Below are 9,986 nucleotides of genomic sequence, written 5' to 3' on the forward strand. Positions count from 1 at the left end.
GTGTGTGCCAGGAGTGGGAAGCGGCCACCCGGCCTGCCCAGGCTTCTTGTCGTGTTGTGGTGCTGCGCATCGGCATTGTGCTGGGGCCTGACGGCGGCGCCCTGGGCAAGATGCTGCCGGTGTTTCGTCTGGGTGTGGGTGGACCCGTAGGCAGCGGCCGCCAATGGATGAGCTGGATTCACCGCACCGATTTTTGTCGGCTGATGGTGGCTGCTCTGGCGGACCCGGCCTTCCGTGGCGTCTACAATGCCGTTGCCCCCAACCCTGTCACCATGGGGGAGATGGCTGCATCCCTGGGGCAGGCCATGGGACGCCCCAGCCTGCTGCCTGTGCCCGCCCCCTTGCTCCAGGCCCTGTTGGGGGATGGGGCCATGGTGGTGCTCAAGGGGCAGAGGGTGCGGGCTGAGGCCCTCGGGGAGCGTGGCTTCAGCTTTGCTTATCCAACATTGCCCGAGGCCCTGAAAGAGATTGTTCACGCCTCTTCCTGAGACGCAACAACCACTGCAGGCCCCCATTGAGGAGCGCCGCTGCCATGAGCAGACCGATGGCGGGCATGAACATGGGTGTCCAGAGTTGCTGAAACCACCCCAGGGGCTGCTCCAGCCCCTGGCCGTGGAAAGCCACCGCCACCACAAACCAGAGGGCGCCAGCCATCACCAGAAACACGTTGACCATCAGGACCCGATCCATCCAGGTCTTGCATGTCTGCAGGAGGTGGGTGAACCGCCCCATCAGTTCAAGCCCCCGAGAATTGCCTGGGCCATGGCCTTGCTACCGCCAGGGGCCCCGATCCTCTCATGGGCTGTGCGCAGACAAATGGTGGGCATGTCCCCATCCCGCAAGAGCACCATCAACAGCCGTGCCGTGTCCTGGGCGTTGACAACAGAGCCGGGCAGTCCCGCGCCACAAAACACAGCCGGCCCCAGCAGGCGCCGCTGGGCCTCCGCAAATCCGGGTGTGAACTGCGGTCCGGCCCCAGGCATCTGCAAAATCGGCTTTGCCAGACCCACGGCCTGCTCCGTGGCGGTCCCGGCCATGGCCACCAGCAGTTGGCTGCCGTGGAGCACGTCGGCAAAGCGCCCCCAATAGAGTTCCACCCCCATGGAGCCGTGGACCAGTTCCATGGCGGCAGCACCAGGACAACGGGGCGAACGCTGCTGCAGACGCCAGCCCTGTTTTGCCGCCATGGCCCCCAGGTGATCCACGGTGACGTCCTTCACCAGCGCCGCGGCCAGTCCCAGGGAATCCCTGCCCAGCTGCCGGGGGAGATGCGCCAGCATGGCCAGCATGAGCGCCAGGTTATCCAACGCTTCCGGCAGGCGGCTGCCGGGCAACAGGCCGACACGGGGATGAGGCAGAGACGGCAGTGGTAGGGGGCTGACCCCCACGGCATCCATGAAGGGATTGCCAAGAAACTGCACCTTCCGATTCAACTGGGTGCTCAGGTCCGCAGCGGTGTGCCGGTCACGGCTGAATACCGCCCGAAACCACTCGCTTTGGAGGATGGGACCACAGGGCCAGGGCAGCCTCAGCCTGCCCTCATAGTGGCTGGAGTAGGCCACCAGGTAGCAGAAGGACGGGCGACGACTCAGACGGGCCACAACCACGGGCACCACGTCACCAACAGCCACCACAGCGCTATAGCTGCGGGCCAGGCCCACAGCGGCCATGGACTGTTTCAATCCGTCGATGGTCTGGCCATTGACCAACTCCTGAAGACGACCCCAAAGACTCTGGTAGCCCATGCCATGGGTGGGGAAACTGCGGGTTGCGGCCACCGTGGGGATACCAAGCTGTTTGTAGGCCTTCCCATGGCCCACCAAGGGTAATGCGGCAGCATATGCGCCCAACCCGGCCAAAGCCCGACCCAGGTGGGCGCCGCTGAGATCTTCCCCATGGCCATTGCTCACCAGCAAAAGCCTTGGAGCATGGGAGCGGATCATGGTTGCCGGAGAAGGGGACGGCCAGGGTTGTTGATCAACTGTCGCGGGAGGGGAAGATCCAGGCCTTGACCTTACGCAAGGTTTCCCAGTCCCCACGGCGTTCCAGGCCGTCCACCATGGACTGCCTGATCTCTTCGGTGAGTTCCGGGGACAGGGTCAGCACCTTCTGGATCTTCTGAATCTGCTCCCTGACCCCCTTGGTGTTGGTTTCCAGCATGGCCAGGCTGAGATTGAGACGGGCCTGGGGATCCTGGGGGCTCAGCCGCACCGCCATGCGCCCCGATTTCAAGGCCGCCAGGGGGCGGCTGGCCAGAAGTTGCAACCAGCACAGACAGGTCCAGGCAGCCCCATGGTTGGGAGAGTTGCGGACAATGTCCAGAAACGTGGGGAGCAACTCCTCGGCACTGCCCCCCTTCCGGTAGGCCGCCAGGGCCTGCTCGAATGCATTCCGGGGCTCATCACCAGGCCCCCCGGCGGGGATGGCGTCATCAACCATCTTGAATGGGTCCGGATCCTGTACTGGGAATCCCACGGTACGACACACCGGATTCCACCGTTAGCCTCCAGCGCCATGTCCCGCCCGCAGCGTTTGTTCCCATCCACGCCATTGCCCATGGCCTGGCTCCTGGCGACCCTGCTCACCCCCGCCGCAGCCCTGAGCCAGGCTGCACTGCCAACCCAGACGCTCCCCATCCGCGCCCAGGTTTGCGGTCCCGTGCCGGGGGAACGTCAACATCAGCCTCCGGCATCCACCTGTGTGGCCCTGGAAGTGCCGGATACGCCGCAGGAGTATTCCATTGGGTTAATGGGGCGCTCCCGGCTTTTGCCGGAGCGGGGGATGTGGTTCCGTTTTGATCAGCAGGAGGCCAGCTTCTGGATGGGCAACGTGTTGATTCCCCTGGATCTGGTGTTTCTGGAGCAGTACGAGCCTGACGGCAATGGGAACGGCGATCCGGCTGGGGTGCTCACGGCGCGCATTGTGAAAGTGGCCCACGACGTTCCCCCCTGCCGGGCCATGCCGTGCCCCACCTACGGGGCCGGACAACCCGTTGACCACGTGGTGGAGTTGGCTGCCGGCGAGGCCCGGCGGCGCAACTGGACGGAGGGGACCGTGGTGGATTTCAGTTGGTTGCAGGATGCGGGTGGGGAGAACGACCGCTCACAATCAACACGGGATTGAGTGGCTGGAGACGGGTGTGCCCCCCCACCGGGCACCCGCGGCTGATCTGCGCCTGGAGGCTATGTACCGCCAGACCGGCATCCCGGAGTTGGCATTGCACGGATGCAAAAGCCTCCAGCGTGGCCAGGGGGAGCACAATGCGCCCACCGGGCTTGAGGCGCGCCGCCGCCTGCTCCACCATGGCCTGACGATCACCACCGCCGCCAATGAGCACCCGATCCGGGTCAGGCAGCTTGTGAAGGACGGCCAGGGCGGAGGACCCGTAGACATGGAGCCTGTGCAGGTCGCAACCCACGGTTACGGCATTGCCCCGGATCAGGGGAACGGCCCCCACCCGCCGCTCCACCGCATGAACCTCCAACCGGGGTCGCAGCCGCATGGCCTCCAGACCCACGCTGCCCACGCCGGCCCCCAAATCCCACATCACCCCACAGGGGGGCAGGTTCAACTCCGCTAGCAGCAGCACCCGCACTTCCCGCTTGGTCATCAGGCCCGGATGGTCCCCGTGCTGGCGCCAGACCCCATCATCCAGGCCGAACCAGGGCAACGGCGCAACCCGGGGACCGGGGCGTCGCAGCAGGACCACCAGATTGAGGGGGTCCACGTCCGTGGGCAGGGCATCGGGCTGCACTTGGCGCAGGCGCTCCGTGGGATGCCCCAGCCGTTCCGCCAACCAGAGGTCGTAGCAACTGATCATCTGGACGGAACGGAGAATGGCCACCACGTCAGCCAGGCCACCCTGGCCCGGATCCGTCAGCACCACCAGGGCGCTGGGGTGGCGGCGGAGTCCGGCCACTAGGTTGTCGGCAGCGCGGCCATGGAGACTGGCCCATGCGGCGTCCTGCCAGGGACGCTTGAGCCGTGCAAACAACTGCTGCATGGAGGTGGCCGCCGGATAAAAGACAAGGTCTTCCCGGGGAAACCGTTGCAGCAACGCACGGCCCAGACCAAACCAGAGGGGATCCCCGCTGGCGAGCACCACACAATGTTTCCCCTGCCGGTGCTGCTGGGCCAGCCATGCCAGCCCTGTGTCCAGAGGATCCATGCTGTGCATCTTCTGCGTCCCGGCCAGGGGTTCGAGTTGCTCCAGCACCCGGGCGGGAGCCAGCAGGCAGTCGCAACCGTTCAGGAGTTGGCGCTGGGGAGCCGCCATGGTGTCGGGGACTCCCGCATCACAACCAATCACGTCAATCCTGGCCATGGCCTTGCTGCAAGACGCCCACAACCTTCATCCCTGCCGTCACGGTCACGTCATCTCTACTGCCATGCCCGCCTCGGATGCCTTCCGCACCGCATCGGCCACCATCTGGCTGGCCAGGCCCTCCGCCAGACCGGGAATCATGGGACGCCCCTCCCCCACGGCTGTGGCCCACCAGTCCAGCAGCCGGGCCACCGGCGCAACGCGCCCATCCGACCATGTGCGGGCAAATCCATAGGCGCTCTCCTCCATCTGAGGCTCCAGGGATCCCCCACGGCGCGCCACCTGCATGGTGAAGCCGTGGACGTAATCCTTCTGGTTGCTGCTTCCCAGCACCACCTGCCCATCACTGCCATAGATCTCCAGCCACATGCCCCGACCATGGCGGGCAACGGAACTGAGGCTCACCTGGGCCACGCCGCCTCGGGCAAAGGTGAGTTGAATCAGCGCCACGTCTTCGGCATCACAGTTACGCAGCCAGCCGCTGGTGGGATCGGGCCGTGACGTGACGGCGGTGGATAGCCTGGCCTGGACGGAGGCAACGGGACCAAACAGCCAGGTCAGCAGGTCAAAGGCATGAACCCCCAGGGCGCCCACAACGCCACCGCCCTGGTCCCGTCTTGCGTACCAGCTCCATGGGCGACCGGGATCGGCGCGACTGCTCATGAGCCAGTCCAACTTCACCAGCCATGGCTGGCCAATACCTCCCTGTTGCACCAGGTCAGCCAGTTGTTGAAACAGGGGCACGGCCCGGTATTCAAAATCCACGCCACAGATGAGTTCACCTTGCAGGGCCTGGATCCGCAGTTGCCGCGCCTCGGCTGCGGAGAGGGCCACCGGCTTTTCCAGCAGCACCGGCTTGCCCGCCGCCATGGCCTGCCGGGCCAGTTCGGCACGGACCATGGGCGGAGTGGCGATCACCACCCCGTCCACGCGGTCGTCCTCCAGCAGGGCGGAAAAATCACTGAATCCCTGCACCTCTTCCCCCTGGGCTGCCGCCGTCACCTTGGGGGGGTCGGGATGCCACAGCGCCGTGACGGTGGTGGACGCCGTAGCCCGCAAGGCCGGCACAATCACCTTGCGACCGAATCCAAGGCCGGCAACAGCAACCCGCAGGGGTGGAACGGTAGACGTCATGGCGCGGAGCATCAAGCAGCAGCCTTCAAGCCTTACAGGTCACGGCAAGTGACATGTGCTTCGCGCCTCAGGCGGGTTCCTGCTCCATAGCCTGACCCAGGGGAAGCGACCCTGTTGATGGCGTAGGCTGGCACACGGAGGATGCCCTGAACCGAGACGCTTCAGACCCGAGACCTGATAGCATCTCTTTCCAGGTCGTCGCGTTTGCCTCGCCAGCAACGATCCAATACCACCAGAATGAACCAGGCCAGGAAGGAACCCATGCTTCACCGTCTTCTCCAGTCTCTGGACGCCATCCATCCGTTCCCACGGGCTGAAGCCCATTGCGACATCCCTTGCAAAATCTATGATCCTTCCACGGCCTTGATCGCAGCCCTATCGGTCGTGCGCCTGATGGACATCATGGAAGAGAAATCCGAGGGCGGCGACATGGCATCCCTGGCGACCCGGAACAGCATCGCCCGGTGCGTCGCGCGCAAGGAAGAGGAAGCGGAGAAGGTGAAGCACGAGGTGCGGATCATCTGGGGCGATTATTTCAAGACGCCGCAGTTTGAGGCGTTTCCGGATGCCAGTGGCGTGGTGCATAAAATCATGCTGCTGGGCGGGGCCTGCAAGCAGGGGGTCAACCGCGCTGACGGAGAAGCCCTGGTGGAGGCGGTGAACCAGTTTGCCGAGATGTTCTGGGCCACCAAGGGCATCAAGACCACCAGGAAAGCCTGCCCCTATCCACCCAGCCTTGCGGTGGTCTATCCGGTGCTTTGATCCGCCTGATTCAAAGCATTGTCCTACTGCCGGGTTTCGGGATTGTTCGCGTGTCCGGGCTCAGTATGGCGCCGGCTCTGGAAGACGGGGACTTCGTTCTGTTTCGCCGATTTTCGCCCGGGGAGAGACCCTCTCCTGGAACGATTGTCATCGTCCGCCATCGGCGCCTGGGAACCATCATCAAACTGGTTGATCAGGAAGCCAAGTCCGGCCGGTTCAGGCTGCGGGGAGTTTCAGCGCTATCAACCGACAGCCGCCATCTGGGGGATGCAGAACTGCAGGACATCATTGGCCGGGCCGTCCTGCGAATAGGGCGCCATGGCGTCTCCCGCCTGAGGGTGAGTTGATTGGGCAGGGCCAGCCATGGACGCACTCAACACAGGCGTATCATGGCCAGCGCCCAGGCCATGGACCTGGCTCCTCTGGCTGAGCCGATTGGGCGGCCCAGTCCACGGTCAGGTCTGCGGCTTGTTGGTCTGGATGTAAAGAATGACAAGAAACAGGGCCGGCACCAAAACAAATAAAAGGCTGGTGATGAAACCCAGGGGGTTCGTTTCCATCCGGGAACGGCAGAACAGAGCAGATTGAGCTTACCATTCCTGGCCATGGGCAGAGGGATAGCGGCCATGGGCTTTGCAGTTTTTGACTTCCATCCCAGGACAGCCTGTGGTCAGGCAAGCTCCCAATCAGGCCTCCCCGCTCCCGTCGCCAGTTTCACCACCATCACCGTCATCCGAATCTGACCCACTGTCCTGGCAGGGGCTCGCCTGGGGACTTGCCGCGGCGTTCACGGTCATGGCGTTCACGGCAGCAGCCAGGGCCTGGTCACCCCCGGGCCAACCGGCCTGGGGACGGGTCACCACCACCAGGGAATCCCGAATTACCGCTTGACAGGCGAGGCGCCAATTCACAGGCCGTCTCTTGAGGAAGCGTTGTTCCGGCGCCGTCCGCGGGGTGAGACAGGCGTCTTCGTCCCGGCCGGCCACGGCAACAAAGCAGGTGCTGCACTGACCGCAGCCCCCGCAGTTGCCCAGCTTCCCCTTGAGGCCGTAGAGCTCCACGCCGGCGTCCAGGGCCACGTCTCTGAGGATGGCGCCTGTCGGGCAATCAACGTCCAACTGTTCTCGCAAGAAGTGGATGGTGGGCATAATCTCGGGAGAGGAACACCGATTCTGAACGGAAACGCCGGGACAGTGTGGGGCGGGCCTGTGTTACGGGCCAGGTTGCAGTTCGCGACGGGGGCGGCCCATGGCCATAGTCCTGCTCTTACATTGATGTCCTGATCGGCCATCGGTCGCTCTCCCTTGAACCAGAGCCATCTGGTTCTCCACTTCTCGCAGATCACCCCTGGAACCAAACAATGGGATTGCCCTGGTATCGGGTGCATACGGTTGTTATCAACGACCCGGGGCGGCTGTTAGCCGTCCACATCATGCACACCGCTCTCGTCGCCGGCTGGGCGGGCTCGATGGCCCTGTACGAACTGGCCGTCTTTGATCCTTCTGATCCGGTCCTGAACCCCATGTGGCGTCAGGGCATGTTTGTTTTGCCCTTCATGTCCCGGCTTGGCGTCACGGGAAGCTGGAGCGGCTGGGATGTTACCGGCGCCACAGCCGTGGATCCGGGCTTTTGGAGTTTCGAAGGCGTGGCCACGGCCCACATCGTGTTTAGCGGCTTGATGTTCCTGGCCGCCATCTGGCATTGGACCTTCTGGGACCTGGAAATCTGGTACGACCCCAGAACCGGTGAACCAGCCCTTGATCTACCCAAAATCTTCGGCATCCATCTGCTGCTGGCCGGGCTGGGCTGCTTTTCCTTTGGCGCCTTTCACCTGACCGGCGTTTTTGGTCCGGGGATGTGGATCTCCGATCCCTACGGGCTCACCGGGCACGTGGAGCCTGTACAGCCGGACTGGGGCCCCGGTGGGTTTAACCCCTTCAATCCCGGTGGCATCGTGGCCCACCATATTGCTGCCGGCATTGTCGGCATCATCGCCGGCATCTTCCATATCACCAGCCGCCCACCCCAACGCCTCTACCGGGCTCTGCGCATGGGCAACATCGAGACGGTGCTGTCCAGCGCCATCGCTGCAGTGTTCTTTGCCGCCTTTGTGGTGGCCGGGACCATGTGGTACGGCAGCGCGGCCAACCCCGTCGAGTTGTTCGGCCCCAGCCGCTACCAGTGGGATCAGAACTACTTCCAGCAGGAGATCAACCGCAGGGTGGACGTGGCGCAGGCCAACGGGGCAACCCAGGAAGAAGCCTGGTCCACCATTCCCGAGAAGCTGGCCTTCTATGACTACGTGGGCAACAGTCCTGCCAAGGGGGGCCTCTTCCGCGTGGGTCCCATGGTCAACGGGGATGGGCTGCCCACCAGTTGGCTGGGTCACCCGGTCTTTACGATGGGGAAGGTCGGGAGTTGTCCGTGCGGCGCCTGCCCAACTTCTTCGAGAACTTCCCCGTGGTTCTGGAAGACGGAGACGGGGTGGTTCGGGCTGATATTCCCTTCCGTCGGGCCGAGGCGCGCTATTCCTTCGAGCAGACCGGTGTTACAGCCAGCGTCTATGGCGGCGAGCTCAACGGGCAAACCGTTACGGACCCGGCCCAGGTGAGGAAACTGGCGCGAGCGGCTCAACTGGGCGAGCCCTTTGCGTTTGACCTGGAGCGTTACAACTCCGACGGCACCTTCCACAGTTCCACCCGGGCCTGGTTCACCTTTGGCCATGCCTGCTTTGCCCTGCTCTTCTTCTTTGGCCACATCTGGCACGGGGCCCGCACCCTCTATCGGGATGTGTTCGCCGGCATTGATCCCGATCTGGGCGATCAGGTGGAATTTGGACTGTTCCGCAAGCTTGGTGACGAATCCACCCGCCGTCTCCCCACACAGGCGGCTGCGTCCCAAGCTGGAACCCCCACTCGCTGAACCCCAGGAGCTCAACATGGAATCTCTCTCCTACATTCTCATTCTCTTCCTGGCCCTCTCCACCCTGTTCTTTGCCATTGCCTTCCGAGATCCCCCGAAGATCGGCAAGTGAATGAACGGCTGAACGCAGCCAGCCCCCTTCCCGGACCCCTGTTCAAGCCCCCGCCATTGCGGTTGGGGTTTGGATGGGGGTCCGATTACAAAAGCAAGTGGACGGTGTAACTGGTGTCCTATACTTTGCCCATGGCTTAACCAGCCCTGATGCAGTGTCCAAACTGTCGGCATCCAGAAAGTCACGTGCTGGAGTCACGCCCTGCCGATCTCGGCCGCAGTGTGCGCCGTCGCCGTGAGTGCCTTGGCTGTCACGAGCGTTTTACCACCTACGAGCGGGTGGAAGTCATTCCGCTGACTGTGGTCAAGCGGGATGGTCGACGTGAGTCGTTTAATCAAGGTAAGATGTTCCACGGCCTGAGTCAGGCCTGCGAAAAAACAACGGTCACGCCAGAGCAGGTGAGGCTCATCGTCGAGGAGGTGGAAAGCTTCCTTCAGCAGCGCAACTACAGGGAAATTACCAGCAAGGAACTGGGGGAACTGGTACTGGCCCGGCTGGGCCAGCTTAGCGAGGTGGCCTACATTCGCTTCGCTTCGGTCTACGGTCAATTTGCCAGCGTTGACGATTTCTCCGCCATCCTCCGGCTTCTGGAGAAGCGCGGTGAGCAACCGTTGCGGCTGCGTTCCAACCTCTCAACGCCAGGACCGTGAATTGCTAAGGTGAGTGTTTCCCATGGCGGTGCGGCAGTCGCCAGGGACCTTCACGATTCACCCTGCTTCCGGCAGGCTGCCG

Annotated in this window: 13 protein-coding genes and 1 pseudogene; 7 read left to right on the forward strand and 7 right to left on the reverse strand. The window is 63.6% G+C overall.

Features of this window, described 5'->3' with window-relative positions; translation table 11 throughout:
• Positions 1-488 (forward strand): DUF1731 domain-containing protein (locus BG35_RS0103200; RefSeq protein ID WP_025781673.1); only part of this gene is annotated, 488 nt, incomplete at its 5' end.
• Here the strand turns inward: BG35_RS0103200 and BG35_RS0103205 are convergent.
• The 3 genes from BG35_RS0103205 to BG35_RS0103215 are packed head-to-tail and all read right to left on the reverse strand — an operon-like array spanning position 427 to position 2,439.
• A complete protein-coding gene (locus BG35_RS0103205) occupies positions 427-732 on the reverse strand; it encodes a DUF8620 family protein (protein WP_025781674.1) in 306 nt (101 codons plus the stop codon). The two genes, BG35_RS0103200 and BG35_RS0103205, sit on opposite strands and share 62 nt — an antisense overlap.
• Positions 732-1,943 carry a lipid-A-disaccharide synthase-related protein gene (locus tag BG35_RS0103210; protein ID WP_025781675.1) on the reverse strand — a complete coding sequence of 404 codons (1,212 nt, stop codon included), beginning with the start codon at positions 1,941-1,943 and terminating at the stop codon, positions 732-734. The genes BG35_RS0103205 and BG35_RS0103210 overlap by 1 nt, the downstream gene beginning before the upstream one ends.
• A 34-nt stretch (positions 1,944-1,977) precedes the next feature.
• Positions 1,978-2,439 (reverse strand): hypothetical protein, encoded by a 462-nt coding sequence (locus tag BG35_RS0103215; RefSeq protein ID WP_025781677.1) that lies wholly within the window; start codon positions 2,437-2,439, stop codon positions 1,978-1,980.
• A 117-nt stretch (positions 2,440-2,556) separates the two neighbouring features.
• Here BG35_RS0103215 and BG35_RS11430 point away from each other — a divergent pair, with 117 nt between their 5' ends.
• Positions 2,557-3,123, forward strand: a complete 567-nt coding sequence (locus tag BG35_RS11430; protein WP_025781678.1) for a DUF192 domain-containing protein — start codon at positions 2,557-2,559, stop codon at positions 3,121-3,123.
• On the opposite strand, the gene cbiE is transcribed toward BG35_RS11430, so the two are convergent.
• Both cbiE and BG35_RS0103230 read right to left on the reverse strand, forming a co-directional pair.
• On the reverse strand, positions 3,065-4,324 hold the full coding sequence (gene cbiE / locus BG35_RS0103225; protein WP_034416799.1) for a precorrin-6y C5,15-methyltransferase (decarboxylating) subunit CbiE: 1,260 nt from the start codon (positions 4,322-4,324) through the stop codon (positions 3,065-3,067). The two genes, BG35_RS11430 and cbiE, sit on opposite strands and share 59 nt — an antisense overlap.
• A 45-nt stretch (positions 4,325-4,369) precedes the next feature.
• Positions 4,370-5,458 (reverse strand): Gfo/Idh/MocA family protein, encoded by a 1,089-nt coding sequence (locus tag BG35_RS0103230; protein WP_025781680.1) that lies wholly within the window; start codon positions 5,456-5,458, stop codon positions 4,370-4,372.
• Positions 5,459-5,719: 261 nt separating this feature from the next.
• On the opposite strand from BG35_RS0103230, the gene sodN reads away from it, so the two are divergent.
• Both sodN and BG35_RS0103240 read left to right on the forward strand, forming a co-directional pair.
• A complete protein-coding gene (gene sodN / locus BG35_RS0103235; RefSeq protein WP_025781681.1) occupies positions 5,720-6,220 on the forward strand; it encodes a superoxide dismutase, Ni in 501 nt (166 codons plus the stop codon).
• Positions 6,221-6,270: 50 nt separating this feature from the next.
• Positions 6,271-6,567: a S24/S26 family peptidase gene (locus BG35_RS0103240; protein ID WP_152535148.1), complete on the forward strand. Its 297-nt coding sequence runs from the start codon at positions 6,271-6,273 to the stop codon at positions 6,565-6,567.
• Between the two features lie 108 nt (positions 6,568-6,675).
• Here BG35_RS0103240 and psbM read toward each other — a convergent pair whose 3' ends face one another.
• Positions 6,676-6,780 carry a photosystem II reaction center protein PsbM gene (gene psbM, locus BG35_RS0103245; protein ID WP_025781683.1) on the reverse strand — a complete coding sequence of 35 codons (105 nt, stop codon included), beginning with the start codon at positions 6,778-6,780 and terminating at the stop codon, positions 6,676-6,678.
• 126 nt (positions 6,781-6,906) lie between these two features.
• The gene (locus tag BG35_RS0103250; RefSeq protein ID WP_236619758.1) at positions 6,907-7,350 is read right to left on the reverse strand and encodes a 2Fe-2S iron-sulfur cluster-binding protein; all 444 of its coding nucleotides are present in this window, start codon (positions 7,348-7,350) and stop codon (positions 6,907-6,909) included.
• A gap of 230 nt (positions 7,351-7,580) precedes the next feature.
• Here BG35_RS0103250 and psbB point away from each other — a divergent pair.
• The 3 genes and pseudogenes from psbB (at position 7,581) to nrdR (ending at position 9,904) form a co-directional block, all read left to right on the forward strand.
• Positions 7,581-9,142: pseudogene (gene psbB / locus BG35_RS10035) on the forward strand (photosystem II chlorophyll-binding protein CP47).
• Between the two features lie 16 nt (positions 9,143-9,158).
• Positions 9,159-9,254: a photosystem II reaction center protein T gene (locus tag BG35_RS0103260; protein ID WP_025781685.1), complete on the forward strand. Its 96-nt coding sequence runs from the start codon at positions 9,159-9,161 to the stop codon at positions 9,252-9,254.
• A 149-nt stretch (positions 9,255-9,403) separates the two neighbouring features.
• Positions 9,404-9,904 (forward strand): transcriptional regulator NrdR, encoded by a 501-nt coding sequence (nrdR, locus tag BG35_RS0103270; protein WP_025781686.1) that lies wholly within the window; start codon positions 9,404-9,406, stop codon positions 9,902-9,904.
• Positions 9,905-9,986: the final 82 nt, after the last annotated feature.

Source organism: Candidatus Synechococcus spongiarum SH4, assembly GCF_000586015.1.
In the GTDB taxonomy this organism is placed as follows: domain Bacteria; phylum Cyanobacteriota; class Cyanobacteriia; order PCC-6307; family Cyanobiaceae; genus Synechococcus_B; species Synechococcus_B spongiarum_F.